Genomic DNA, 25538 nt, shown 5'->3' with positions numbered 1-25538 from the left:
GCGTATCGCGTGGCCAGGGCGAGCGGAAGGGCCCCGCCCTCAAGCCGTCATCGCGCTCTGGGCAGCTTCGTCCGGGCGCCCTGCCAGGAGCAACCTCGACGCCGGCCCCACGATCTCCTCGATCGCGCGCGCGGCCGCCTCGCCGCGCGCTGCGGCGCCGAACCGCCCGTGCGCCGCGAGCTGCGCACCTCCTGCGCTGTCGCCTCCCCCGAGCTCCGCGCGCCCGAGCCCCGCGAACACCTTCTCAACCGCCGCCCGCACCCGCTCGCCGCCCGTGCGGATCGCCCACGCCACCGTGCCCCACGCGAGCTCCGCGTGCCGCGCTTCGTCCGCCGCGATGATCGCGAGCGCGCTCCGCACAGCCGGGTCCTCCGCGGCGCCGAGCTCCTCGGCCGCGACCACCGCCGCGATGGTCTCGCCGATGCAGCCCTCCTTCGCGGCGCGCGCCGCGATCGACGCGAGGTCTGCCTCGACCTCCACCCGCCCGTCGAAGGGAAACGCGCCCGGAGCGATCACCTCGCCCGCATAGGCGCTCGCGAGGGCGAAGCAGAGGCGCGCGTGGCGGGCCTCGTCGAGCGCCGCGCGGTGCGCCTCCTCCACGAGATCGGCCGGCGCGCCCGCGGCGAGCAGCTCGAGCGCGAAGCGGCCGAACGAGGCCACGGACGCGTGCTCGAAGAGCGCGTCGCGCGTCCACGCCGCGGCCAGCGCCTCCCGCAGGTCCGCGGTGAGATGATCGATCCGCGGTGTCAGGGCCTCCGCCGCGCCCCAGCCGGCGCTCCCGCGGGCGCGGACGAACGGCGCTGTCCGCGCGGCCTCTTCGACGAGGTACGGGCGCCCCTCGCACATCGGGATGAAGGACGTCTGATAGCAGCACTGCCCGTCCTCGAGCGATCCATCGCTCCTGACGCTGTGCGACCCGAACGCGGACTGATTGAGGATCTCCTGCGCCTCCGGTCGCGCGGGGCACGCGACAGGCTCGCCCCCGCCGCCACCTGCGCCACCTGCGCCGCCGGCCTCCCCAGCGCCGCCGGCTTCTCCGGCGCCACCCGCGCCGTCCTGCGGCCACGCGAAACAGGCCACCTTGGAGATGGGCTCGGGATCCTCGGGACAGCTGCTCATGGCGGTGACGCAGCCGGTCGCGCCACCCGCAGCGGGGAGCGCGAGCAGGGCGAAGAGGCGATATGCAAGCGTGCGTCGAAAAGCATGTGCGGTGGTCATCAGGTACCTCGTTGATGAAGAATAGGTCTGGACCCGCTTGCACGACGCATGCCTCCCGGGAATTCACGCCAATCTCGAGTCCCCCGCGCCGGGAGAGTATGGTCAGGCAGTCATGGGGGGCGGCCAGCCCGAAGGCGGGGCTCCTCCCGAGGCCGGCCCCTCCACTCCTGTTCATGCAGCGTCGGCAGGCGGGCCGTAAGAAGCGCGGACTCCCGGGCAGCGTGGCCAGCGTCCTTCCCGCGCGCCACGCTCACGCAGCTTTACGCCCTCTCGCGGATAGGGCACGTCCCTTTCCATGGAGGAGCCTCGACCCCCGACCGACGCGCAGCCCCCCGCCCCCGAGGCCGAACCGCCGGAGTCGCTCCAGGCGCTCGTGCCGAAGCGCAGGCTCTGGCCGGTCTTCGCGGTGCTCGGCCTCGTGATCGCGGCGGTGGGCCTCCTCGCCTTCCGCTCGATGACCACGGCCGATCCGCTGCGCATCCTCGTGGCGATCGATCTCGATGGCTACTGGTGGGAAGGGTCGCAGCCCGCGGCGAGGCTCGCCGACGAGCTCGGCGAGCACCTCGCGGAGCTCGGGTTCGATCCCGTGAAGGGCGGCGACCCGAAGGTCGTGAAGGCGCTCGAGAGCGCCAAGGACCCGAGGGAGGCCGCGAGGGCGCTCGGCGCCGGCTTCATCATCGAGGCGCGCCTCGCGCCCGAGATCGTGGAGCACCCGGTCAAGGAGGGGTATTTCGAGCTCCGGGTCGACGCGCCGGTGACGCTCACGTCCCTCGACAAGGGCACATCGACCGAGGGGCGGATCCGCGGCTACTCCGGGGCGACGAAGAAGGACCGCGCGATGGCGCTGCTCGCGAACTCCATGGCGTCCCAGGCGCTCGACGCGGTGATCGCGCAGCTCATGGACCACCCCTCGGTGCGCGAGATCACGGAGGGATCGGACATCAAGCTGCTGGAGCGGCTGGCGTCGGCGCGGAGGTTCGTGAAGGACCGCGCCGCGAACCTCGACCGGGCCGCCGCCGCATACGCCGCCCGCGCGAAGGAGGTCGAGGCCGAGGAGCAGGGGCGCGTGACGTTCCTGTCGCCCCAGGCGGCGGAGGACCTGCTCGTGGGCACGGCCGAGGGCGGGTATTTCGTCAAGACAGCCGATGTCTCGGTGTTCCACTCGGTGAGGTCCAGGGACCTCGCCCGCAGCGAAGCGCTGGAGACGGTCGAGTGGCGGCCGCTCGATCAGCCGGCCGTCCCGACGACGGATCCCGGCGCGGTCAAGCCGATGTGGAGGGGCTATCACGTGTACTCGTATCCGTCGTCGCAGCGCGACGGCGACCGGGCCGCGCTGGTGGAGGACTTCTTCGGCTGGGCGAAGACGATCACGGTCGTCGACCGATCCGGGCAGAGCAAGCGCGTGCGCGTCGACCCGGAGCACCGGTTCGTCGACCCGAAGCTCGCCCCCGGCGGCAGGTTCGTGGCGGTCTACGATCGCCCGGAGGCGGGCGCGCAGGCCGATCTGATGGTGCTCGACACCGACGGCGGCAAGGAGGTGTTCGGCTTCCACACCGAGAATCAGTCGCTCGGCGGGTTCGCGTGGCTCGACGAGACGAGGCTCGTGTTCGTCTACGTGCCCGACGCGTCGGAGGACGACGCGCCGCACCTCGCGGTGGTCGACGTGGGCAAGCAGCCGCTGTCGATCGAGCGCCCGTTCCGCGCGAAGCCCGGGGAGGACCTGCGCAACCCGGCGGCGTCGAACGACGGGACGAAGATCGTGTGCGTCGTCGACGGCGACGAGCCGGGGCTCGCGGTCATCGACACGGCGACGTGGCGCCGCAAGGTGTACGCGGCCCCGGGCGGCGCTTCGTGGCCCGCGTTCTCGCCCGACGCCGCGCGCGTCGCGTTCGAGACGAGGGGCGCGGGCGGTACGGACATCGCGGTGCTGGCGCTCTCCACGGGCGAGATCAAGAAGCTCACGGTGGGCTCCGCGGCGGAGCGGGCGCCGCGGTTCTCCGCCGATGGGAAGCGCGTGCTGTTCGAGGTGCGGTACCGCGACCCGGTGTTCCCGCAGAAGCGGTCGATCTCGCGCATCGCGAGCGCGTCGGTCGAGCCGTGAGCGCGCCCCCCGTCCCTCCGCAGCACGGCGGCGGCGCTCCGCAGAGCGCCGGCGCCCCGCCGCAGAGCGCCGGCGCCCCGCCGCAGGACGCCAGCGCCCCGCCGCAGAACGCCAGCGCTCCTCCCGGCGAGGAGAGCGTCGCGACCGCGATGTTCTACCGCATGTCGGCCGAGCGCCTGCGCGCGCGCTGCCTGTGGAGCGGCCTCGCGCTCGCGCTGTCGGCGCTGGTGCCGTACGAGGTCGCCTACGGCCACGGGATCCTCGTGTGGAGCGTGCTCCCCGAGCTCGCGCCCGCCGCCCAGGTCGCCGCGCTCGCGCCCGCGATCGCCGGCCTGTGGCTGCTCTTCCTCGGCGCGCGCACCGAGCGGCGCGCGGGCCTGCTCGTCGAGCGGCCGACGTCGCGCGCGATCGCCGTGCTCGCGGCGTTCGTGGCCGTGAACGTCGCCGTGTGGATCGGCCGCCGGAGCTCCGCGTGGGACATGCTGCCGCTGCCGGACAGCCTGCTGACGCGGCCGGCCCCGTTCCTCGCGGTCTTCGCGTTCACCTCGGCGGGCGTGGTGCTGCGCTTCCACGCGCGGGCGCGCAAGGGCGGCAGCGCCCTGCTCGCCGCGTCGGTCGCCGCAGCGCTCGTCTTCTATCTCTGGCCGTCCCGCGGCGAGATCCCCGCGCAGACGATCGCTCGCGCGGCCGTGCTCGTCGCCACGCTGCCCGACGCCCGCTTCCAGCTCGGCTACGGCATGGTCCTGCTGTTCGTGCTCGGCCCGCTCGCGATCGCCCTGCTGGGCCTCGCCTACGTGCGCCGCGTGCCCCGGCGCGAGCACCCTGGCCTCGCGATCGCGGCCGTGTGGGCCATGCCCGGCCTCATGCTGCTCTTCGTGTACCGCGCGTTCCTCTCGGGCGGCTGGGGCGTCGAGGCGGGCGCCGTCGCCTTCTTCGCGCTCCTGCTCGCCGCGGTCGTGGCGGTGCTCGCCTCCGCGATCGAGGTGCTCGCGCTCGGCGTGATGGTGCCCGAAGCCGAGCTGGAACCAGGCATCGGGGCCAGCGCGGATGGCGGCGGCGCGCGGCCGATCGCAGCGGCAGGCGCGGCCGCGGCCTCGGTCGCCGCGCTGCTCGGCGCCTTGCTGGTGCTCGGCCGCCCCGCGCCGAAGGGCGTCGACTGGAGGCTCGGCGCGCCCACGACCGAATGGGACAAGGTGTACGGCGAGCTCTTGCCGAGCTGGGAGCGCGCGCGCATCGCCCGCGACGCGCACGCTCGCGACGCGCAGGGCACGGGCGCGGAGGCGCAGGTGCTGACCAGGGCGCGCAGCCGCGAGATGCTCACGGTCGCCAGGGCGCAGCCCGACGGCAAGGACGTCGCCGCGGCGCTCGCGGCGCTGGCCGGTCAGGTGGACGACCTCGAGCTCTCCGGCCGCGCGTTCGGCCGGCTCGTCGCCGAGGTCAACGACGCGGCGCGACGCGCCGGCCTCGGGTACTACCTGGACGCGTCCGTCCACCTCGGCGTCTCGACCGACGGCGCCACGCGGCGCTTCTACACCACACCTTACCGGGTGAAGGAGGTCCACGCCTACCGCGTCGGCGACGACCGCTTCGCGACGCTCCTCGTCGAGCCCATGACGGGCGAGCCCCGCGTCCACCTCGGCTTCTCGCGCGACCAGGATCCCTTCGCGCTCGTCCTCGGATCCGAGGTGCGGTCGTATGCCGAGCGGTTCGACAAGGAGGGCGCGACGTGCCACGCGGCGGCGGGCGGCGCGGCCGGGGCCAACGCCGGCGCCCTCGCGCGCTGCGACGCGGCGCTCGCGAAGCTGCGCGAGCGCCTGGGCTCCACGCTCGAGCGGGCCGTGCTCGCCGGCACCGAGCGGCACGAGCTCCAGCACCAGATCGACGGCCCTCACCTGCCCCTCTCGCCCGCGGTGACCGAGCTGCTCGCCGGCTTCTCCGACGAGGCGCAGGACCGCGTGAGCCGCGAGCTCTCCGCGTACATCGCCGAGATGACGGCCGGCGACGCGCCGCCGCAGCTCACGCTCGTGCACCTGTTCCCCTTCGGCGTCGTGGCGCGCGGCGGCGCCGAGCACCGGGTGGCCACGCTCGTCCTCGAGACGCTCTCCGGCAAGAGGCTGCGCTCCGGCGCGCGGGAGGTCGATCCCGAGACGTACGCGCAGGCGTTCGAGGAGCAGTTCAGCCGCGGCGACGACGAGCTGCGCGAGGCCGCGCGGCGGGGCTACCGCGAGCACTTCGGGGTGGATCTGCAGGAGCCCGTTCGGCAGTGACCGCGCTCGGCGCCTGGAAGCGCCTCCCCGGCGGCCCGCTCCGATCGCCCGCGCTCTTCAGGGCAGGACGCGCGTCTCCCGCGCCGCCGACAGCGCCGCGCCACCGGCCCAGGGCTCCATCCGGTCTCCCAGCGAGGCGCGGACCTTCGCGACCTCGTCCCGCGTGATGGCGGGCGCGCTGTTCCCCCAGCTCGACCGGACGTAGGTGAGCACCAGCGCGACGTCCTCGTCCGACAGCGTGACGCCGAGGTTGGGCATCACGTCGTTGTAGAGGGCGCCGTTCACCTCCATCGGGCCGGCGGCGCCGAGCAGCGTGATCCGGATAGGCGTCTCCTTGTCCTCGAGCAGCCACGAGGAGCCGGTGAGCGGCGGATAGCGGCCCGGCTTCCCCTCCCCCCTCGCCTGGTGGCAATTGGCGCACGAGCGATAATAGATCTTGCCGCCCTGGGCGAGGTCCTCGTCCGGGACGCCGGAGGCCGTCACGCCGCCCGTCGGCGTCCGGGCGTCCAGCTTCCGGAGGACCATCCACGGCAGCGCGAGCACGCCGAAGGCCACGATCAGCATGATCACCACGACGTGCGCCGTGTTCTGCGCTCCGTCTCGAGCGTCGTCGCGCTTGCTAGTTGGACCCACGGGGCACTCCTCCGCCGCAGGTGAAGCGCACGCGTCCGCGGCCGTCAAGGATCCCCTGACGCCCGCGGACGCGCCCCGGCTCGGGCGACTACGCGGTCGCCGCGGCCACGGCGACGCCGGCGCTCTCGCTCCTCGCGGCGGGGGCGCGCTGCGCCTTCTTGCGGGTGACGCTGCGCTTGCCGTCGATGCTGACGGGCGCGTCCCCGTCCACCGTCACGCGGCGCACCACGCGGACCTGATCGCCGTAGTCGTTGATCGCGTAGTGCTGCGTGGCGCGGTTGTCCCAGACCGCCACGTCGCCCGCGGCCCAGCGCCAGCGGACGGTGTTCTCGAGGCGCGTGACGTGCTCCTGGAGCACCTGGAAGAGGTGCGCCGAGTCGTGGGACGAGACGCCGACAAGCCGCTTGACGAAGTGGCCGAGCACGAGCGACCGCTCCCCGGTCTCCGGGTGAACGCGCACGACGGGGTGCTCGGTCTCGTACACGGTCGACGTGAACACCTCCTGAAAGCGCCGCAGGTCGTCCGACGACGAGTTCGGCTTCCGCCCCTGGTAGTCGTACTCGTTGCTGTGGACCGCCCACAGCGTGTCCGCGAGCGCGCGCAGCGCGGGCGGCAGATCCTGGTACGCGGTGACCGTGTTGGCCCAGACGGTATCGCCGCCGTACGCCGGGATCACGAGCGCCCGGAGGATCGAGGCCCTCGGGTAGGCGTCCACGAACGTGACGTCGGTGTGCCAGGAGTTCGCGCGCCCGCCCTCGCGCGAGTCGAGCTCATGGATGTAATCGGTGCCATTGACCACGGGCACCGTCGGGTGCGCGACGGGCTTTGCGCCGAACAGCGTGGTGAGCGCCTCCTGCGAGGCGTCGTCGAGGTGGTGCTGGCCCCTGAAGAAGATGACCTTGTGTCGCAGCCAGGCTTTCCGGATCTCGCTCACGGTGGTGGCGTCGAGATCGGCGCTGAGGCGCACGCCCCGCACCTCCGCGCCGATCCGGCCGGCGACGGGGACGATCTCGAGGACGTTGTTGCTATGGTTCTGTGTGGCGCTCATGCGGAGTTCTCCTCGTGGCAGAGAAAAGCGATCAAGATGCTGGAATGGCGTCGCGGTGCAGGGGTCGGCTATCGACCTGTCAGCTCAGTGCGACGCCGGTTTGTGTGCGATGGCGAAGAGCCGCTTCCCCTCGAGCCGGATGCCCTCGGGCGTACGGAAGGCCTCGAGCTCGCGCTGGATGTCCTCGATGGCCTCGCTGCGCAGCGACTCGGGCAGGTGGCCGAGGAAGTTGCCGAACGAGCTCGCCTGCGAGAAGGCGATGGCGGAGCGCCCGTCCGGCTGATGGTGCACGTTCTCCTGGGCCTCGATCTTCTGCACGGTGAAGCCGGCGCCCCCGAGCAAGCCGGCGAGCTCCACGGCCGTGACCCAGTGGGGCGTGTCGAAGACGAGACTGAGACCACTCATGCGACGGCTCCGTGAAAAGGTTGTTCTCGGGCGCACTCGGCGGGGTGACGGCCCGGGCGGCGCACCGCCGCGCCCGACGTGCCGGGTCGCTGATCCGACGCGCGTCGCGCATCGCACGCGCCGTGCCAGCCATTTCCATGCGCTTCGGCCGGACTTCGCGCGCCAGGTGCTGCGTCACGAGCACGTGGTCAGCAGCGCCTGCTGCCGAGGCCGCACCGCGCCCGCGGCCGCGCGAGCATGGCGCCGGAGCGGCGCAAGAGCGCGGCGGACAGACGATGCCGGGTGTTCGGGCCCTGAACGATCCGGCGCTGGACGCACGATGTACAGCAAGAGTGGACCATTCGATAGGTTCACATTTTCAGAGGGCGCCCTGCCCTTATCGGCTCTGTCGGACCCGCCGCTGCGCTGTCCGCGCGATCGTCGGTTGATCGACGTTCACATCCCTCCGACAGCAGCTCGGCCCCGCTGCGCTGTCCGTTCGACCGTCGATTGATCGACGTTCACATCCTTCCGACAGCAGACGACCGCTGACCGGATGAAGCGCGCTGCGCGGGGGCGATGCGCGATGCGGCACGGCGAAGGCGTGACTCCACGCTCCCAAGCGCTCCTCTCCTGTGGCAGACTGCGCGCATGCTTTTTCAGGTCGTGAGGAACGGTTCACTCGTCGGCGCGCTGCTGCTCGCGGCGGGATGTAGCTCGGGCGGCGGGCAGGCGCAGCCCGAGGGCGAAGGGGGGTCGGGCGCCACGGTCGGCAGCGGCGGATCGGGCGCGCAAACGAGCGGCGCAGGCGGCGCAGGCGGCGGGGGAGGCGCGAGCTGCGCGGAGTTTGCGATGCCCACCGACGTGGACTGCGCTGCGCCCATCGACGGCGTGCTGCCGGCGAACCTGCGCTGTACGGGGCTCTACGGGAACTTCGATCAGCGCGAGCTCGCGTGCGGTGTGCTCGAGTACAAGCCTGCCGTGGAGCTCTGGAGCGACGGCGCCAAGAAGCGGCGCTTCGTTTCCATCCCGAAAGGGCAGCACGTGGACACCAGCAATCCGGACGCGTTCATCTACCCCGAGGGGACGCAGTTCTGGAAGGAGTTCAGCGTGACGGGCGCGGGCGGCGCGCTGCGCCTCGCGGAGACTCGCCTCCTGCGCAAGACGGCTGCCGGCTGGGTCTACACGAGCTATGTGTGGTCCGAGGACGAGAAGCAGGCCATCCAGATGCAGAACGACTTCGGCGTGGAAGATCTCTACGGCACCGGCCACACGGTCCCGAACCGCGATCAGTGCAAGGAGTGCCACGTCGGACGCGCCGATTACGTCCTGGGCTGGGACGCGCTGATGCTCGGCTCCGGCGCCGAGGGGCTCTCGCCCGAGACGCTGGTCGAGCTCGGCGTGATCGCGGACGCGAGCAATCTCGCCCTCACGATTCCGGGCAACGAGGTGGAGCGCCAGGCGCTCGGTTACCTTCACGCCAACTGCGGAGTGAGCTGTCACAACGACCTGCCCGAGTCGGCGGGCCAGAAGACGGGCCTTTACCTGCGGCTCGAGGCGAGCGAGCTCGGCAGCGTGATGGCCACGGATGCCGCCCGGACGGCCATCAACAAGCGCCCCGCGGAAAACGCGAAGTACGAGGGGCTCCCGAACCCCGACCCCGCCAACTGGTACGACATCCGGCCGGGAGACCCGTCGCGCAGCTTGCTTGTCGCCCGCCAGGTGCTCCGCGGCTTCGAAGGGCAGATGCCGCGGATCGGGACCCACAAGGTCGACGAGACGGGAGTGGAGGTCGTCTCGCGCTGGATCCAGGAGATGAAGGAAGACACTTACCCGCCTCCGGGCCCCTAGTACGGACTCGCCTGGGTCGGTCTCCCCCGCTTCACCTCACCATCGGTCACCAACGTGAACGTTCACGTTCACGTTTACGTGGTCGTGGTCGTGGTCGTGGTCGTGGTCGTGGTCGTGGTCGTTCACGGCCTATCGTTGACGACCACGACCACGACCACGACCACGTTAACGACCACGACCACGTTAACGACCACGACCACGTTAACGACCACGACCACGACCACGACCACGTAAACGTTCACGTTCGGATGTAGGAGAACGCGGCGCGAAGCTTGGTTGACGCCTCGGCCACGGGGGCCTGCCGTGGGCGCGGAACCGAGCGCGGTGCCTTGCGCCGGCGCCCGCAGAGGCGACGCGGCCGCTCACGGCGGAGAGCGATGGGCGGAATGCGAGACAGGAGGGAGGCGGAGCGCCCCAGGCATGTTCCGACGCCTCGGGGTGCGAGGTGAAGGGCGCTGATGGCGCCCCGGAGCCCCCAATGTCGGCCTGAGACGAACTTGGCTCTTCACCCTCGAGGTCGGCAGATCAGATCCCGCCGACCTCGAGCGTTCGCCAGGATCAGGGCGGTCCCGCGGCGCCGTCCGCGATCCATTTACGCAAGATCTCGAGCTGCGCCGGGCTGACGGTCGGCCCCCCCGTGCTGGGCGGCATCACGCCCGAGATGCACTGCGCCGTAGAGGTCTGCTGGCAACCCGCGCCCTCCGCCTTGCCGGCCGCCTTGAGGTAGAGCCAGCTGTGGTCGGGGTCGCCCGGGACGACGAGCTTGAACTGACCGCCGTCGCGGGAGGGCACGTTGACCAAACCGTCGACGATCTCCCTGGAGCTGAGGTGGCCACCGAGCGACAGCCCCGCATTGGCGCCCGACTCGGCGTGGCAGCCGCTGCACAGGTTCGTCGCGCTCTCGAAGATGGGCCGCACCTTCTCGTGGAAGTACCCGGACTCCACCGGCAAAGGCGCATTGGGATCCCTGACGTCTTCGGGGTCCAGGTTGTCCTTGATGATCTTGATCTCGGTATCCATCTCGCGACACTGCGCGACGAGATCGTCCTTCAGCTTCTTGTCCGTCGGCAACAACCCCTTGGCGAGCCGGTACTTCTCCCACACGTTGTCGATCCAGCCGTGGAGCTTCCAGAACATGTAATTGTCGATGTTCGCGCTGGTGTTGTTCACACCGTGCGTCGTGTTGCCCGGCCGCGCCCACTTGGCGTGCAGCACGAAGTGGAGCCCCACCCACGGCATGCTGGCCGCCCCCGCCAGCTTCTGACCCACGTTGCACTGAAGCCAGAAGCCGAGCTCGCCTTCGTCCTTGAACCTCGCGAGGTTCTCGGGCTTGTCGATCTCATCGCCGATTTTCCCGGCGGCGAGGGCGTCCGCGTCCCAGTTCTTCCACGCGGAGCGCCACTGGGGCGGCACGTCTTCCGCCTTGGTCGGGAACTTGGTGAAGCCCGTGAACTGCTCTTTATGATTGGGCCAGAGCTGCTGCAACGCCTGGATCATGTGGCGGTGAAACACGAGGAACTGATAGCCGTCGCCGGCGGTCTGACAGTTCTGATCCTTCGGGACCAGCTGCTTGAAGTCGCAGATGCCCACCTTGCTCCCGGCGCCCCCGAAGTTGCAGGCGCGGATCGCGTGCCACTCGACGTGGGCGTCCTGCCACTTGTTCTCATACATCCAGTCCAGGACCTGGGGCTGCACCGTCGTATCAACGATGTTCGGATCGTTGTTGCCGGGCGGAAAGAACTCCGCCGGGCCATCCTTCATGTTGGGATCCGAGTCGCTCGGGTGGGGCATGTACCCGTTCACGCAGTGGTCGTACGCAGGATGGTCGTCCGGGGCGCCACCGGCACCGGCGCCTCCGGAGCCGGACCCCGAGCCCGAGCCCGAATCCGCGCCCGTGCTGGCTTGCGAGCCAGCACCCGAGCCCGCGCCCGAGCCTGAGTTCACGCTCGATTGCGAGCCCGCGCCGCCCGTCCCGCCCGTCGCATCGGGTCCTCCCGCGCCGCCCTCCGACGCGCCGCTCAACGAGTTGCCATCGTCACCGGCGCACGCGCTGAGCAACAACGCGGCCAGCGCGGCGAGCGTGGCCAGGCCCCGCCGCGATGTACGGAGGTCGGTCGCAGAACCCTGGTGCAAGTCGATAAATCGCATGTCGCTCTCTCAGGCTCTCAGGCCGTTAGGCTCAGTCCGTCAGGCGCAACCCGCCTCACCTCGGGCAGGTAACACCACTCTACCAGCGGCACGCGAACTTCGTCAACGGTGTTAACGAATGTACTGTAATCATGTATTTATAGACATGTGAACGCTCACAGGCAGACTGTGCAGTGAGGGCGGCCCTTTCGACGCGTTTTGACTCGGTAGCCAGGCCGTCGGCTTCAGATATCGAGTCGAGCGAGGCGACTTGCCAGCGCCGGAGTCTCAGCGGACGTGGATATCCGGCTTCGGCGGCGCGGCCATCCCCTCTCCGATATGGAAGCTCGGGTGAGGCGGCTGGTTGTAGGCGCCGTTTTGCCACGAGATGGCCACGCGGTACTGCGGATCGTGCATCAGGGTGTAGATCCGGTTCGTCGCGACCTGGTTCGTGGTGAAGATGCGGATGGAATCGCCGCAGCGGAAGATCACCTCTTCACGCCAGTCGCCGAGGAGGTCGGCGCTGAGCGTCGGCGTGCTCTTCGTGCCGTTGTTCGAGGTACACCCGGCGGCCGTGAAGTTCGCCCCTTGGCCGTCGGCCTGGCGGATGCCATTGCCGTCGAGGAGCTCCCGGCTCAGATCAGCGTCCCACCAGATGAGGAAGTTGCTCGACGCAGGGCGGCTCCCGACGCGATCGCCGTCCGAGCCGCCCAGCAGCTCGCTGTTGTTGACCCACGCCTCGCTGCCGGGGCTGCGCGGGTCGACGTCCGCAGCCACTCCCCGGCCGGGGCCCTCCTCGCCGCCGTTGCCTGGCCCCTTCCAGAGGACCTCGCACGTGCGGGCGTCGCGCATGGCGTAGGCGGGCGACTCGCCGCCCTCGTACGGCTGGAACACCTCGAGTCCAGGGCGCGACGGGATGTGATCCGTGACGTGCAGCGCGTCGCCGTGAGCATAGTAGTTCACCGCGCAGAGGCCCTTGCCGTCGTTGTCGAACGTGGCGCCGCCGTTGATGATCTCCTGCTGCGGGTCGTCGTCCACGTTCGCGACGCTGATGGAGTGGCAGCCCTTGCCGCCGAACGCCTCGTTGGCGCGGCTCGAGCTGGAGTCGAACGTCCAGAGGTTCGAGAGCGCGCCGTCGCGGTAGTTCCAGGCCGAGAGCGTCGTGCGCGCATAATAGCCTCGCCCGAACACGACGCTCGGGCGCCCCGTGTCGTCGAGGAACGCGACGGTGCCGACGAAGCGGTCGACGCGGTTGCCGTAGCACTCGTTGTTGCCCCAGCTGCACACGTCGCCGCGCCCGACCTTGAACTCGGTCGTGGCGAGCTCCGCGCCGGTGTCGCCGGCGAACACGGTGAGGTACTCCGGGCCGGTGAGGATATAGCCGTCGTTGTTGCGGTAATCCTTGGAATCGTCATCGCCGGCCGCCGGCCCCTTGCTCAGGTACTCGCCCCTCCCATCGCGCGTCCCCGGCGCCGTCTTGACGGCCACCTCCGCCTTCCCGTCGCCGTCGAGATCGTACACGAGGAACGGCGAGTAGTGCGCTCCGGCCCGGATGTTCACGCCGAGATCGATGCGCCAGAGCCGCTTGCCGTCGAGCGAGTAAGCGTCGAGGTAGGTCTTGCCGGTGCGGCCGGCCTTCGAGTTGTCCTGGAGGTTCGACGGATCCCACTTGAGGATGATCTCGTAACGTCCGTCGCCGTCCACGTCTCCCACGCTGCCATCGCCGCTCGAGTACGTGTAGCCGTCCCCCGCGGGCGGCGGCGTCGTCGGGATGGACAGGTATCCATCCTTCCACACGGGCGCGGACTCCGACTCGCCTTGCTCGACGCCGCCGACGACGGGGCGCACGGTGTAGACCGAGCTCGGAGAGCCGCCGCGGTCCACGAGGTTCGTGGAGTTTGTGAGCGGCGCATCGTTGACCTTGGCGCCGTCGCGGTAGACGTTGAACGCGATGTCGTCGGGGTCGTAGCCGAACAGGCGGAAGCCCACGTACGTGCCGCCGTCCGTGGGCACGGCCACGACACCGCGGTCGAGGTCTTCCATCTGCGCGAACCCCGTGGGCGCCCCGCCGCCCGCGCCGCCGCCCGAGCCGCCGCTGCCGGTCGCGGCGCTCGTCCCGGCGCCGCCGCTGCCGGACGCAGCGCTGGTGCCCGCGCCGCTGCCGCTGCCGCTGCCGCTGCTGCCGCTGCCGTTGCCGCTGGACGCCGCGCCGGTCGTGCCGCCGCCCGTCCCGGCGCCCTCCCCGCCGGCGCCGCCCGCGCCGGTTCCGGAATCACCGCTCGATCCGCATGCCAGGTGAGCGGCAGCGAGCGAAAAGCAAATGAAGAAAATAGATCGTCTCATGCATACCTCGCGCGGCCCCTCATCGTCCGGTCGGCGCCTCGCCTCCCGGCCGTGAGCGGAATGGTGGCCTCGTTTCTCACCCAGGTTGTGAGAGCAGGACGAAGTCAGTCACGAGAATTGCACGGGACGCACGATTTCTCGGGCATTGAAATTTTACCGCCACGCACCTGAGGACAACGGGCTCGACTGGCCCGAGCCCCTTCAGGGCGGCAGGTGCTGGCACCATCCAGAGCAGAGCGGCTGCAGAGCGGCGGTCTCCCGCACAGGAGACGGGCCCAGATCGGCGTTTTCGGCGCGCAAGCGCACTCCGGTGCGCTGAGCACCGAAAACGTCGAGGTGGGCCCGTATCCGAAGCGGGTGACCGCCGCTCTAGCTCTGCCGAGCGACCGTGAGGACGCGGAACGTCTGGTCGGCTGCGGCGCCCGGCTTGCGCCGGGTGCCCCACCCCACCGCGGCCCGGTAGCTCCCGAGCAGCCCGGAGGCCTCGAGCTGTCCCTCGTCCACCGCGGTTGGCCGCTCCGCCTCCGGGGCCACGTAGAGCGCGTCTACCGGGCAGTAGGCCTCGCACATGAAGCAAGTCTGGCAGTCGCCCTGCCGGGCGATCACCGGCGCGCCGCCCGGGACGCGGTCGAACACGTCGGTGGGGCAGACCTCGACGCAGAGATCACACCCGATGCACCGGGCATCGCTGACGAGCTCGATCATGGCGCCTGCACCTCCGCCGCGGCCGCGCCGATCGACGCCGGCGCCGGCGACTCGGGGCGCACCCACACGTGGTCGAGACCGCCGGTGATCAGCCGCCGCTGCTGCGCCGGATCGAGCCCGGGGTGGTCCTTGTGCTTGTGCATGCCGCGCGTCTCGGTGCGCGCGCGCGCCGCGTTGAACATCCAGCGCGCGGTGGCCACCATCGCGGCGCTCTCCCGCGCCCGCACGGCCTCGCGCACCGCCGCCCCGGGCCAGGCCTGCCGCACGTCCCGCCACAGCCCATCGAGCCTGTCGAGCGAGGCCGCGAGCCCCTGCGCGGTGCGGAAGAGGTTCTTGTCGTACGGGAACACCTCGTCTTGCACCGACCGGATCACGCCCTCCGCGTCGAGCGGCCTCGTCCCGCCCGCCGCCGGGAGCGCGGCGCGGCCGACCCCCTCCACCGCGCGCCGGCCGGCGCGCGGGCCGACGCTGCGCGCGAACAGGGCTGCTCCCTCGCCGGCCCACTGGCCCGAGGAGATGGCCCACGCGGCGTTGTGGCTGCCGCCGCCCGTGAATCCGCCGCAGATGAGCTCTCGCGTCGCGGCGTCTCCGGCGGCGTAGAGCCCCGGCGCCGACGTGGCGCAGCCGTGGCTGGTGATGCGGATCCCGCCCGTGCCGCGCACGGTGCCCTCGAGCCGCAGCGTGACCGGGAACCGCTGCCGGAAGGGGTCGATGCCAGCGCGATCGAAGGGAAGGAAGAAGTTCGGCTGGGCCGTGCGCATCCACGCCTGGAGCGCCTCGTCGGCCTTGTCGAGCTGGGCGTAGACCGGCTGCGTGAGGAGGGTCTCCGCGATCACGGACCGGCCGCGCTGCGAGCCGGCCCCCTCGATGACGCGCCCGTCCTCGTAATAGAACGTCGCCCAGCTGTAGAAGAGGGTCTTTGTGACCGACGCGAAGGCCGGGGCGATCGCGTAGGCGTTGGAGAACTCCATCCCTGACATCTCGGCGCCCGCCTCGGCGGCCATCAGCCCTCCGTCGCCGGTGAGGACGTTGGTGCCGAGCGCCTTGCTCAGGAAGGCGCAGCCGCCGGTGGCGATGACCACGGCCCCGGCCCTCACCGCCCACCTGTGCCCGAGCTGCCGGCAGACGCCGGCCGCCCCGGCGACCACGCCGCTCCCGTCGACGAGGAGCTCGATCGCGGGGCTGTGATCGAGGATGCGGACGCCAGCGAGCTTCACCCGCTTGCGCATCAGGCGCATGTACTCGGGGCCTTGCAGGCTGCGGCGGACGGGCTGCCCGCTGTCGTCGACCGGAAATGGGTAACCCCAGGTCGCGAGGTCGTTCACGCTGGCCCACGTCTTGTCGAGCACGCGGTCCATCCAGCCCCGGTCCGCGAGGAAGCCGCCCAGCCCCTCTCGGCTCGCCTTGGCCGCCTCGCGCATCTCGGGGACCGGGGGCACGTACCACACGCCGACCCCCGAAGGCGCCGTGGCGCCGCTGCTGCCGCAATACCCCTTGTCCGCGAGCACGACGCGCGCGCCCTTCGCCGCCGCGGCGAGCGCGGCCCACGTCCCGGCGGGCCCGCCGCCAATCACCAGGACGTCGGCCTCCAGCGCCAGCGTGTCGCTCCCGTCGAGGACGCGTCCGCCCTCGCCCTCAGGCCCCAGTTCCTCGCTCATGATGGGAAGGCTCCCTTGTTCAGGCCAGCTGCCTTGTCCGCCCCCTTTCACTGCAATTGCAGCCGACATGCCATGGCCTGTTTCCCGGCGCCGATCCGGTGGGCGGCTCCCTGATTGCTGGAGAGGCACCAAGGGCTGCTGCCCAGGTGCTGCTCCGGGCGCACCTCCGCGGCACCTCGCGCGCGCATCGATCGCTGGGCTCCGGCTATTGCAGCTTGAACCCCATCGCCAGGAGCGCCGCGCGCAGCCGGTCGCGCCCGCGCAGCGCCTGGGCCGACTCGACGCGCGCGGCCGAGTGGCGGCTCCAGCTCCCCTGCACGCCCATGCGCTCCTTCGTATAGAAGCGCTCCATGAGCTGGTCGTAGGCATCGAGCGCGCCCACGCTTCGCTCGAACGCGCCGTACTGCTCGCTGTGCAGGACGACCTCTTGCGGCAGCCGCGGCTTGATGCTCGCCGGGGTGGCCGCGTCGGGCCAGCCCACGCACAGCCCGAACGTCGCGAACACCTGGGGTGGCAGGCCGAGCTCGGCCGCGACCGCTTCGGGGTGGTTCCGCAGCGCGCCGATGTAGACCGTGCCGAGGCCGAGCGACTCGGCCGCGACGAGCGCGTTCTGCGCGGCGAGCGCCGCGTCGACCACCGCCATGACGAACATCTCGAGGTAGTCGAGCCCCTCGTGCCCCACGCCGCGGTGCTTCGCGAGCTCGCCGAGCCGCTGCAGATCGGCGAGCCAGACAAGGAACAGCCCGCAATCGCGCACGTGCGCCTGGCCGCCGGCGAGCTCCGAGAGGCGCCGCCGCCGCTCGGCGTCCTGCACCGAGAGCACGCTCCAGAGCTGCAGGTTCGAGGAGCTCGGCGCCGACTGCGCCGCGGCCACGAGCAGCTCGAGCGTGCCCTCCGGGAGCGGCCTCGGCGCGTAACGCCGCACCGAGCGATGCCCGAGCAGCGCCTCGATCACCTCGTTCCACTGCGCGAAGCGGGGCGCCGGCCCCTCGCCGCCGTACCGCTCGCCGAAATACGCCACGCCGCGATCACTCATCGGTCTGCTCCTTGCCGTCCTTGCAATCGATCGTCTCTCGCAGCGCGGGACGTACTCCCCTGCGGCGATGCCAGGCTGTTCTCTGCGCGCCTCGGTGCCACGGGCGCACGGCGCGACGATCCCGGGGAGCCGCGCCAGCCAGGTCAATATCCGTTATAACGGACAATTCATCCGTCAGAAAGAGCAAAACCGCTCTGCTCGCGAGGTGAGCGGAAACTCCTGCGGGCGCGAAGGAGCGCTTGCGGTGGGTCGAGCGTGGCCCAACGCCAGGCTTATGAAAATTTCCGTCATAGCCATGTCCGGACTCGGCCTCGCGGCGCTGGCGACGGGGTGTAGCAAGGAGGAACGCGCGCTCGCGGAGGATCGCCCGGCACAGCCCACAATGGTCGAGCGGCAACCCGTCGAGCCGCCGCTCGCCGCGACCGAGGTGCCCGTGCCAGACGACTTGCCGGCGTTCGTCGTCACCGGGCCGCTCGGCGCGTGTCCGCGGATGGTGTTCCTTCACGGCATGTGCGGGCACGGGCTGGGCTACGTGCAGGCCTTCGCGAGGGCGGCGCGGGAGCACGGCGGGGTGCTCGGGCTCCAGGGCGACGTGCCTTGCGGCGCCGACCGGGTGTTCAGCAAGTACTCGCCCGGCGTCGACGAGCAGGACGGCCGCATCCGGAACGCGCTGGCGGCGTGCGGCGGCGAGGCGGAAGACCTCGTGGTCATCGGCTACTCGCAGGGTGCCAATCTCGCGGAGCGGCTCGCAGAGCGGTGGCCGGAGCGGTATTCGCGGCTGGTGCTGCTCGGCGCGCCCACGACGCCCTCGGCCGCGCGCCTCCGGCACGTCCGGGGAGCCGTGATGATCAGCGGCGAGCTCGACGCCACGTACCGCATGAAGGAGGGCGCGAGCGGGCTCCTCGCCGCCAAGATACCGGCGGTCTACCGGGAGATGCCGGGCGCGCACCACGGAGCGCTGCCGGACGCCGAACGGGTGATGGACGAGGCGCTCGACTGGCTCGACGCGAACGCGCGGCCCCGCCCCTGACATGGGCCCGGCGCGCGTGTGTTATCGAGCGCGCACGGAGGCCGTGCTCGCCATCTCTTGATCTCCTTGCCGACGGCGCGGGCCGGGATCACACCGCCGGCGCCGCGCCTGCCGCGCGGGAGCACCTCTCGACGTCCTCCCAGAACGTCGGGTACGTCTTCGCGACGCAGGCCGGATCCTCGATGGTGATCCCTGGCCGACAGAGCCCCAGGATCGCGAAGCTCATCGCCATGCGGTGGTCGCTGTAGCTGCGCACGAGCGCGGGCGTCAGCGGCCGAGGCTCGATGCGGAGCCAGTCGTCGCCGTGGGTCACCTCCTGGCCCAGGCGGCGGAGCTCCGCGACGGTAGCGGCGAGGCGGTCCGTCTCCTTGATCCGGATGTTCGCCACGTTCCGGATCGTCGTCGGCCCATCGAGGAGCGGAGCGATCGCCGCCAGCGTCATCACCGTGTCCGAGATGTGGTGCATGTCGACGTCGATGCCGCGCAGGCGCCCGTCGCTGCGCACGGTGGTGGCGTCGGCCTGCCGGCTCACCCGCGCGCCGGCCTGCTCCAGGAGCTCGACGAACCGGTAGTCCCCCTGCAACGCCCCGTCGGCGAGGCCGGGCACGGTGATGGATCCGCCCGCGGCCGCGGCGAGCGCGAACGGATAGCTCGCGGACGACGCATCGGGCTCGATCGGGTACGCCCGCGGGCGGTACCCCGCGGCGGGATGGACAGTGAACCCGCCCGCGGCCTCGTCGATCCGGCCACCGAAATCCGCGACCATGCGCCGCGTGATCTCGACGTAGGGGCGACTGACCAGCTCGCCGGCCACGCGCAGATCGATGGCGGCGTCGGCGAAGGGGCCGGCCATCATCACCGCCGAGAAGTACTGGCTGGAGCGATCGCCGCGCATCGTCAGCGTGCCGCCCTTCAGCCGGCCGCCCCGGATCCGGAGCGGCGGGCACCCCGTCGCGCACTCCACGTCCGCCCCGAGCTGCCTCAGGCCGTCGACAAGATCGGCGATCGGCCGCTTGGCCATGTGCTCGTCGCCGACCAGCACAACCTCGCCCGGCACGAGGCACGCGAGCGCCGCCAGGAACCGCACCGTGGTGCCGCTGTTCCCGACGAACAGCTCGCGCCCCGGCGCACGCAGCCGGCCCCGCCCCCCCTTCACGACCAGCGTGTGCGGCCCGGCGTCCTCGATCCCGATCCCCAGCGCCTCCAGGGCGGACCGCATGTGCCGCGTGTCGTCGCTGTGGAGCACCCCCTCCAGCGTGCTCTCGCCGTCGGCGAGCGCAGCCAGCACGAGCGCGCGGTTCGTGATGCTCTTCGAGCCAGGGACCCGCCAGATCAGATCAGGCGGCGAGGACAGCGGGGTGATGGGCAGAGGACCGGCAGGGATCATGAGGGCGGCGGACTATAGCGAGGCGCATCTCCGTGCGCCACGGGCTCATCGCGTCGCTCGTCGCTCGCCGGCGCCAGGATCACACGAATCTTCGCGGCGCCGCGCCGCCGCGCCTCACTGCGGCGCGTAGGCCTGGAACTCGCCGCTCACGTGCAGCAGCGCCATGAAATACAGCATGCCATCGTAGTAGCGGTACTGCCCACTCGGGGGATTCCGATTCATAAGATAGACCTCCTGCCGACGGAGCCCAGCGTGATCCCCGTGGCTCGGGGGCCGGTCAAGCCGCCTCGCCGTGCATGACACGCCATCACCCGACGCGCGCAACAGCGCCGCGGCTTGGTTTGCGAACACCCCAGCTCAGGACGAACGCGGTTTGACGGTGATGCTCACTACCGCACACGCGAGAGCGCCCGGGGCGCCATGCGATGAACAGTGACTACGGAATCATGTGTGTTCTCTGTAAAGAGAATTCACACACCGCTCTCCTCGCCCCAATCGCCGACAGCTGCCCACGACATGGTCGCGGTCGAGCGCGCCAGCCCGAACCGCCCGGTCCGATCGAGCGCGATGACGCCCCCGGTGATGTCGAGGCGCTCCGCCAGGTGCGCGATGATCCCGCTCGCCGCGTCGACCGCGCCGACGCCCGCGCGCATCCGCTCCACGGCCGAGTGCGCCACCACGAGCCGGATCATCCCCTCGCCGTGGCCGGTCGTCGACACGGCCCCGGCCTCGTCGTCGGCGTACGTCCCAGCCCCGATGAGGGGCGAGTCCCCCACCCGCCCGACCCGCTTGTTGACCGTGCCGCCCGTGCTCGTCGCCGCGGCCGTGAGCCCGCCCTCGTCGAGCGCCACCGCGCCGACCGTGTTGCCCGCCCAGGAGGTCGGGCGGATGCCCTGCTGGGCCGCCGCGAGCGCCTCCCGGGCCGCCTCCGTGATGAGCGCGGCCTCGCCCACGGGCGAGAACCCCTTCATCCGCGCGAACCGCGCGGCGCCGTGCGCGGCGTACAGCACGTGCCGGCCGTCCTCCAGCGCCGCGCGCGCGATCGCGATCGGCTCGGCGAAATCCGAGAGCGCGCAGACCGCGCCGGCCCTGAGCCCGCGGCCCTCCATGATCGACGCGTCGAGCTCGATGTGGCCCTCCTCGTTGAGGCACGCGCCCGTGCCCGCGTTGAAGAGCGGATCGTCCTCGAGGACGCGCACAGCGCGCTCGACGGCGTCGAGCGCGCTCCCTCCCTCGGAGAGCACGCGCGCTCCCTCGCGCGCCGCGCGGAGGCACCCCGCCGCGTGCAGCGGCCGCCGCTCAGGAGCGACGTCGCCCGCGCCGCCGTGGACAAGGACGGTGCGCCGCCCGCCGTGCCCGCCCAGAGAATGGATGACGTGCTTCACGACCGTGGCACCCTACCCCGGCGCGCGCCCGGAGGTCCACGCCCACCCGACGCTCACTCGGGCGGGAGCGCGCTCCGCTTGGCCTTGAGATCGTAGGCCATGCCGCACGGCAGCGCCGCGAGCACCGGCGCCACGCTGAGCTCTCCGGCGACGAGGTCCTCGCACCGCGACCCCGCCGTGGGCACGAACTCGAAGGACATCGTCGCCTTGAACCCGGCGACGTCATCCCCTCTGCCGCCGAGCTGCCCGAGCGCCCGGTCGCGGCGCTCGACGGAGCACGGCGGCCCCGGCGGCGCGTCGCCGGCGCGCATGTCGACCACCACGCGCCCGTCGATCGAGAAGCTCACGTCGTCGTCGTCGATGACGCCTGGGATCACGCTGGCGCCGTTGTTCCAGTACAGGGACCCGTCGCCGCGCGCGAGCTCGACGTCGAACTCCCACAGGCGCTTCGCGCCGAGCGCCCCCTCCCCGCACGTGTTCGCCGTCTGCGTCCCGACCACGTGGAAAGCGCCGAGCGCGGTCCCCCGCTCCGGCGCTTCCTGATCCCCGAAGGCGTCGGCGCACCCTGGCAGCAAGGGCAACGCCGGCAGCAGCGCGAGCAGCAGCATCCGCATCGAGCCCGCGTACCAGACAGGCACGGCGCAGGACAAAAAAGCGCTCCCAGGCAATGGAAATAAAAACGGGTCGGGTGCTTTGCTCGCACCCGACCCGTCCCGTGGGCCTCTACCGGAGGCCTTCTGGACCCCGCTTGATCCCGCCTGTGCGGCGCCCCCCCTGTCCCGTCGCGACGAGCGTTCGGCCCCGGAGCGCCGGTGAGAATCGTTGCTGGAAGACCTGAGTCTTCCTCGATTCCCTCTCTGCCGGCCTCGCGGAGGTCGCGATGGCAGTCAACAGGTTATCGAGCGCCGGACCTGGCCGAGCGCGGTAGCGTTTTGCAAGGCCCCGATGACCCTGCGTCCACGCTCCACGAGGGTCAGCCGTTCCCAGCCTCCGGTATAGAAGAGCCACTGGTACTGTGCATGGTGTCCATCCCTCCTCCGGCTTGCCGGCACCCCGCGCCGGATCGAAAGAGATCGTCCGGCATGGCAAGGGTGTTCGATTGCGGATCTGCGGAGAGCCCGCCGATCTGGTGTCGACCCCAGCACCGTGGTGCTCCACGGCAGGACCATCCTGGAGCTGATGCTCCGTCCGAGGCCGAGGACCAGCCTATCACCGCTGTTCAGGCGAGCAAGGGGCTCACGCACCGAAACATCGAAAGCGATTCTCTTCCATTCCATCCATGTCTACCCGCGGTCCGCATGGCCCCACCGCTCCCACCGCGTCTCGCAGCGTAGCCGGGCAGGCGTCGTTCTTTTCGATGCGGCACGAGGCACGCGGCGCGCCGCACGCCGCACACGGCCAGGCAGGCGTCACCGGAAGCAGCGGCCAGGCAGGACGAGGTGCAAGGCGCGTCTCGGCAGGACGACGAGGCGCAGCGCTCCGGCGAGACGACGTGCCGGACGCACGCGCGCAGCTGCCGGAACAGGTAAGGTGGAACAACGGCGAGGACGCCGGCAAGGATGTTGGACGGCGGGCCAGCGCGCCGTGACCTCCGCCGCTCGCGCCGCAGCGCGAGGTGGGGCCGCGCGCCCGTCAGACGTGCGCGAACCAGCTCGCCTCCTCGCCCTCCGGCAGCGCCGTGGCGAGGACCGCGAGCATCGCGTCGATCTCTTCCTTCGTGTGGACGCCGCTGCGCAGGATGGCCGCCGGGCCGTCGCCCCCAGGCACCACGACCGACTCCACGGCGAGCGCGGTGTTGACTCCATAGCCGTAGGACGCAAGCGTCACGACCGCGGTGGCTTCCCGGTCGTCGAGCAGCCTCCGGATCGTCAGCGTGCGGCGCACGCGCTCGCTGTCCTCGGCCCACGACGCGAGCCACGCCCGCGCCGCCTCGTCGAGGCCGACGAGCACGAGCTGCGCGGGAGGCAGCGCGTCAGGATCGGCCGCGGCGACGGCGGCGCGGTGGAAGCCCCGCACCTCCCGGCACCAGAGCGGCGGCGCGCCGTCGACGCGCACGAGAAAACCGTAGGGGCCACGGGCCCCCTCTCGCTCCGAGCCCCCCGAAGAAGCAGAAGAGAAACTGTCGTTCGACACGAAGGGAGACGATACACGAGCTCTGCTCGGCGGAGGAAGCCCGCTCAATTGCGCAGCACGTCGAGACGACACGGCTCCGCCCCGGTCACACCTGTCACACGCACGCCGCCTGGGTACGCTCGCCGATGCCCATGGCGGCCACAACGAGAGCGCCACACTCCTGGGATTTCGGCTAAGGTGGCCCCGCCTCCCCCGTGGAGCCCGTCCGGGACGGGGTGCGTCCTGCACCTACGGCGCCACCCCGGCCCCGACGGGCTCCAGCCCGCAGCGACGGGTCGGGGCGGCAGCGGCGCCCGATGTCGGGCGCGCTGCCGCGGAAGGCCGGCGAAGAGGCCCGCCGGCGCGTCCCGCGTCACCTCGATCCCGATCCGAACCGCAGGCAATGAAGCTCACGTCACAACAAGTCATCGAGATCGTCATCGCGCTCTGCGCCTACTCCGGCGTCGCGTTCGCGCTCAACTGGTTCACCCCGGCGCGTTTCCGCGTGCTCGCGCGGTACAGCACGGTCGCCGCGGGCGTCGCGCTGTTCTTCTATGGTCTGGACCGGTACATCGACGAGCACGCCCGCGCCGTGGACATGGCGAAGGTGGCGATCGCGATGGGCGCCGCGCTCTGCGTCTTCTACGAGACGCATCGCGAGGGGATGCGCCGTCCGATCGCGGAGCGCTGGAAGCGGTTCGCCGGCGTCGCGCTCGGCGTCGCCGCCATCATCGCGTACTTCAACGGCTTCCGCTTCGGCTATCCCAAGTATTACCACCGCTGGGATCAGTTCCATTATTACATGGGGGCCAAGTACTTCCCGGAGATGGGGTACGACGGCCTCTACAAATGCGCGCTGATCGCGCAGGACGAGCTGGGGCTCGTCACGTACACGAACGAGGACACGGGGCGGCAGGTCAAGCTCGACATGTCGAAGGAGGTCCGCCACCCGGACAAGAAGATCCGGAACCTCGGCGGCGACAACCTCCTCATGCCGGCGAGCGAGGTGCTCGCCAACCCCGAGATCTGCAAGGCGCACTTCGCACCGGAGCGCTGGGATGCGTTCAAGGCCGACGTGCAGTTCTTCCGGACGGCCTCGGACAAGGGCTACTGGGAGGACATGCAGAAGGACCACGGCTACAACCCGCCGCCGGTCTGGACGATCATGGGTAAGTTCTGGGCGGACCTCCAGCCGGCCAGCACCCGCTACCTCCAGTTCCTCGCCAGCTTCGATATTTTCTATCTGCTCGGGATGTTCGCCGCCCTCTACTGGGCCTTCGGGTGGCGGGTCTTCGCCGTCGCGGCGATCTTCTGGGGGTGCCAGTCGTCGGCGCCGTTCTACTGGACGGGCGGCGCGTTCCTCCGGCAGGACTGGCTCTTCTACCTGGTCCTCTCGGCCTGCCTCATCCGGAAGCGCTACTTCAAGCTCGCGGGCGCGAGCATGGTCTACGCGGGCCTCCTGCGCATCTTCCCGGGCCTGCCCGTGATCGGCTGGCTCACCGTCGCCGGGATTCACCTCGTCCGCCACAAGCGCATGGCGAGGTCGCACGTGCAGGTGCTGATCGGCGGCGTCCTCGCGGCCGCCGTGCTCATTCCGGTGAGCATGAAGGTCTCCGGCTCGGACTCGTACCGGCAGTTCTACGAGCACACGCTCAAGGTGCACGACCAGACGCCGCTGACGAACCACATGGGCCTCCGCGTGCTCGTCGCCCACGAGCCCGGTACGGGCGTCGAGTCCGGCCGCATGAAGTACACGAAGGACACGAAGCTCGTCGATCCGTTCGAGGTCTGGAAGCGGATGCGCAACGAGCGCTACGCGAAATACCGCTGGATCGCCTACGCGATCATCGCCGCGTCCCTGGCGGGCTTCGTCTACGTGTGCCGGCGGGTCCGCTCGCTGTGGGTGGCCCAGTGCCTCGCCCAGATCTTCGTCATCCTGCTCTCGCAGCTCACCTGTTATTACTATTCATTCATGATCTTGAGCGCGCCGCTCACCCGGGTGAAGCGCCAGATCGAGGTGCCCCTGTTCGGCCTGGCGGCGCTCAGCCAGTTCATCTGGATCACGTTCAACTACAACGACGACAAGTACACGGTGCTCACCGCTGTCTCACTCGCCTTCTGCTATTACCTGCTCTGGATCTTCTCCGGTAAGACGATGCCGTGGGCGCGGCAGCCCGAGCCGGCGAGCGAGGACGGCGGAAAGCCGACGGCCCAGCAGGCCTGAGGCGCTCGCCTCCTGCTGGATCACCACGG

Annotated in this window: 19 protein-coding genes; 6 read left to right on the top strand and 13 right to left on the bottom strand. The window is 70.9% G+C overall.

Annotated elements, in window-relative coordinates; genetic code table 11:
• Positions 1 to 39: 39 nt before the first annotated feature.
• The gene (locus tag WMF29_RS16840) at positions 40 to 1218 is read right to left on the bottom strand and encodes a ferritin-like domain-containing protein (RefSeq protein ID WP_437329801.1); all 1179 of its coding nucleotides are present in this window, start codon (positions 1216 to 1218) and stop codon (positions 40 to 42) included.
• Positions 1219 to 1513: 295 nt separating this feature from the next.
• Between WMF29_RS16840 and WMF29_RS16835 the strand changes: the two genes are divergently transcribed.
• Positions 1514 to 3319, top strand: coding sequence for a TolB family protein (locus WMF29_RS16835; protein ID WP_437329800.1), 1806 nt, complete (start codon positions 1514 to 1516; stop codon positions 3317 to 3319).
• Positions 3316 to 5586 (top strand): hypothetical protein, encoded by a 2271-nt coding sequence (locus WMF29_RS16830; RefSeq protein ID WP_437329799.1) that lies wholly within the window; start codon positions 3316 to 3318, stop codon positions 5584 to 5586. The genes WMF29_RS16835 and WMF29_RS16830 overlap by 4 nt, the downstream gene beginning before the upstream one ends.
• A gap of 57 nt (positions 5587 to 5643) precedes the next feature.
• On the opposite strand, the gene WMF29_RS16825 is transcribed toward WMF29_RS16830, so the two are convergent.
• The 3 genes from WMF29_RS16825 to WMF29_RS16815 all read right to left on the bottom strand — a co-directional run bounded on the left by WMF29_RS16825 (position 5644) and on the right by WMF29_RS16815 (position 7672).
• Positions 5644 to 6219 (bottom strand): c-type cytochrome, encoded by a 576-nt coding sequence (locus WMF29_RS16825; protein WP_437329798.1) that lies wholly within the window; start codon positions 6217 to 6219, stop codon positions 5644 to 5646.
• An 88-nt stretch (positions 6220 to 6307) separates the two neighbouring features.
• The gene (locus WMF29_RS16820) at positions 6308 to 7267 is read right to left on the bottom strand and encodes a TauD/TfdA dioxygenase family protein (RefSeq protein ID WP_437329797.1); all 960 of its coding nucleotides are present in this window, start codon (positions 7265 to 7267) and stop codon (positions 6308 to 6310) included.
• An 84-nt stretch (positions 7268 to 7351) separates the two neighbouring features.
• The gene (locus tag WMF29_RS16815) at positions 7352 to 7672 is read right to left on the bottom strand and encodes a hypothetical protein (RefSeq protein ID WP_437329796.1); all 321 of its coding nucleotides are present in this window, start codon (positions 7670 to 7672) and stop codon (positions 7352 to 7354) included.
• A 645-nt stretch (positions 7673 to 8317) separates the two neighbouring features.
• Here WMF29_RS16815 and WMF29_RS16810 point away from each other — a divergent pair.
• Together WMF29_RS16810 and WMF29_RS16805 are read left to right on the top strand one after the other, a co-directional pair.
• Positions 8318 to 9502 (top strand): hypothetical protein, encoded by a 1185-nt coding sequence (locus tag WMF29_RS16810; protein WP_437329795.1) that lies wholly within the window; start codon positions 8318 to 8320, stop codon positions 9500 to 9502.
• Positions 9503 to 9556: 54 nt separating this feature from the next.
• Positions 9557 to 9736, top strand: a complete 180-nt coding sequence (locus WMF29_RS16805; RefSeq protein ID WP_437329794.1) for a hypothetical protein — start codon at positions 9557 to 9559, stop codon at positions 9734 to 9736.
• Between the two features lie 324 nt (positions 9737 to 10060).
• Here the strand turns inward: WMF29_RS16805 and WMF29_RS16800 are convergent, their stop codons facing one another.
• The 5 genes from WMF29_RS16800 to WMF29_RS16780 all read right to left on the bottom strand — a co-directional run bounded on the left by WMF29_RS16800 (position 10061) and on the right by WMF29_RS16780 (position 17371).
• A complete protein-coding gene (locus WMF29_RS16800; protein ID WP_437329793.1) occupies positions 10061 to 11650 on the bottom strand; it encodes a hypothetical protein in 1590 nt (529 codons plus the stop codon).
• A gap of 267 nt (positions 11651 to 11917) precedes the next feature.
• On the bottom strand, positions 11918 to 13972 hold the full coding sequence (locus WMF29_RS16795; protein WP_437329792.1) for a rhamnogalacturonan lyase: 2055 nt from the start codon (positions 13970 to 13972) through the stop codon (positions 11918 to 11920).
• A gap of 369 nt (positions 13973 to 14341) precedes the next feature.
• On the bottom strand, positions 14342 to 14677 hold the full coding sequence (locus tag WMF29_RS16790; protein ID WP_437329791.1) for a 4Fe-4S binding protein: 336 nt from the start codon (positions 14675 to 14677) through the stop codon (positions 14342 to 14344).
• Positions 14674 to 16335, bottom strand: a complete 1662-nt coding sequence (locus tag WMF29_RS16785; RefSeq protein WP_437329790.1) for an FAD-dependent oxidoreductase — start codon at positions 16333 to 16335, stop codon at positions 14674 to 14676. The genes WMF29_RS16790 and WMF29_RS16785 overlap by 4 nt, the downstream gene beginning before the upstream one ends.
• A gap of 205 nt (positions 16336 to 16540) precedes the next feature.
• Complete coding sequence (locus WMF29_RS16780) at positions 16541 to 17371, bottom strand: NADPH-dependent oxidoreductase (protein ID WP_437329789.1); 831 nt, start codon at positions 17369 to 17371, stop codon at positions 16541 to 16543.
• A 295-nt stretch (positions 17372 to 17666) separates the two neighbouring features.
• On the opposite strand from WMF29_RS16780, the gene WMF29_RS16775 reads away from it, so the two are divergent.
• On the top strand, positions 17667 to 18401 hold the full coding sequence (locus tag WMF29_RS16775; RefSeq protein ID WP_437329788.1) for an alpha/beta hydrolase: 735 nt from the start codon (positions 17667 to 17669) through the stop codon (positions 18399 to 18401).
• A gap of 88 nt (positions 18402 to 18489) precedes the next feature.
• Here the strand turns inward: WMF29_RS16775 and aroA are convergent, their stop codons facing one another.
• The 4 genes from aroA to WMF29_RS16755 form a co-directional block, all read right to left on the bottom strand.
• On the bottom strand, positions 18490 to 19788 hold the full coding sequence (gene aroA / locus WMF29_RS16770) for a 3-phosphoshikimate 1-carboxyvinyltransferase (protein ID WP_437329787.1): 1299 nt from the start codon (positions 19786 to 19788) through the stop codon (positions 18490 to 18492).
• A gap of 470 nt (positions 19789 to 20258) precedes the next feature.
• On the bottom strand, positions 20259 to 21173 hold the full coding sequence (locus tag WMF29_RS16765) for an isoaspartyl peptidase/L-asparaginase (RefSeq protein WP_437329786.1): 915 nt from the start codon (positions 21171 to 21173) through the stop codon (positions 20259 to 20261).
• A 53-nt stretch (positions 21174 to 21226) separates the two neighbouring features.
• The gene (locus WMF29_RS16760) at positions 21227 to 21787 is read right to left on the bottom strand and encodes a hypothetical protein (protein WP_437329785.1); all 561 of its coding nucleotides are present in this window, start codon (positions 21785 to 21787) and stop codon (positions 21227 to 21229) included.
• Between the two features lie 1018 nt (positions 21788 to 22805).
• Positions 22806 to 23228, bottom strand: coding sequence for a hypothetical protein (locus WMF29_RS16755; RefSeq protein WP_044964995.1), 423 nt, complete (start codon positions 23226 to 23228; stop codon positions 22806 to 22808).
• Between the two features lie 460 nt (positions 23229 to 23688).
• On the opposite strand from WMF29_RS16755, the gene WMF29_RS16750 reads away from it, so the two are divergent.
• Positions 23689 to 25509, top strand: a complete 1821-nt coding sequence (locus WMF29_RS16750) for a hypothetical protein (RefSeq protein ID WP_437329784.1) — start codon at positions 23689 to 23691, stop codon at positions 25507 to 25509.
• Positions 25510 to 25538 lie beyond the last annotated feature (29 nt).

The sequence above is a fragment of the Sorangium sp. So ce381 genome, assembly GCF_051473845.1.
Taxonomy (GTDB): domain Bacteria; phylum Myxococcota_A; class Polyangia; order Polyangiales; family Polyangiaceae; genus Sorangium; species Sorangium atrum.
Note: the sequence above shows the minus strand (reverse complement) of the source record. Positions and strands in the feature narration are given on the sequence as shown.

Coding starts and splice junctions, on each gene's coding strand:
- WMF29_RS16790 (WP_437329791.1), bottom strand. CDS start 14,677: ATGATCGAGCTCGTCAGCGATGCCCGGTGCATCGGGTGTGATCTCTGC.
- WMF29_RS16815 (WP_437329796.1), bottom strand. CDS start 7,672: ATGAGTGGTCTCAGTCTCGTCTTCGACACGCCCCACTGGGTCACGGCC.
- WMF29_RS16795 (WP_437329792.1), bottom strand. CDS start 13,972: ATGAGACGATCTATTTTCTTCATTTGCTTTTCGCTCGCTGCCGCTCAC.
- WMF29_RS16760 (WP_437329785.1), bottom strand. CDS start 21,787: ATGCGGATGCTGCTGCTCGCGCTGCTGCCGGCGTTGCCCTTGCTGCCA.
- WMF29_RS16780 (WP_437329789.1), bottom strand. CDS start 17,371: ATGAGTGATCGCGGCGTGGCGTATTTCGGCGAGCGGTACGGCGGCGAG.
- WMF29_RS16835 (WP_437329800.1), top strand. CDS start 1,514: ATGGAGGAGCCTCGACCCCCGACCGACGCGCAGCCCCCCGCCCCCGAG.
- WMF29_RS16750 (WP_437329784.1), top strand. CDS start 23,689: ATGAAGCTCACGTCACAACAAGTCATCGAGATCGTCATCGCGCTCTGC.
- WMF29_RS16820 (WP_437329797.1), bottom strand. CDS start 7,267: ATGAGCGCCACACAGAACCATAGCAACAACGTCCTCGAGATCGTCCCC.
- WMF29_RS16785 (WP_437329790.1), bottom strand. CDS start 16,335: ATGAGCGAGGAACTGGGGCCTGAGGGCGAGGGCGGACGCGTCCTCGAC.
- WMF29_RS16840 (WP_437329801.1), bottom strand. CDS start 1,218: ATGACCACCGCACATGCTTTTCGACGCACGCTTGCATATCGCCTCTTC.
- WMF29_RS16800 (WP_437329793.1), bottom strand. CDS start 11,650: ATGCGATTTATCGACTTGCACCAGGGTTCTGCGACCGACCTCCGTACA.
- WMF29_RS16775 (WP_437329788.1), top strand. CDS start 17,667: ATGTCCGGACTCGGCCTCGCGGCGCTGGCGACGGGGTGTAGCAAGGAG.
- aroA (WP_437329787.1), bottom strand. CDS start 19,788: ATGATCCCTGCCGGTCCTCTGCCCATCACCCCGCTGTCCTCGCCGCCT.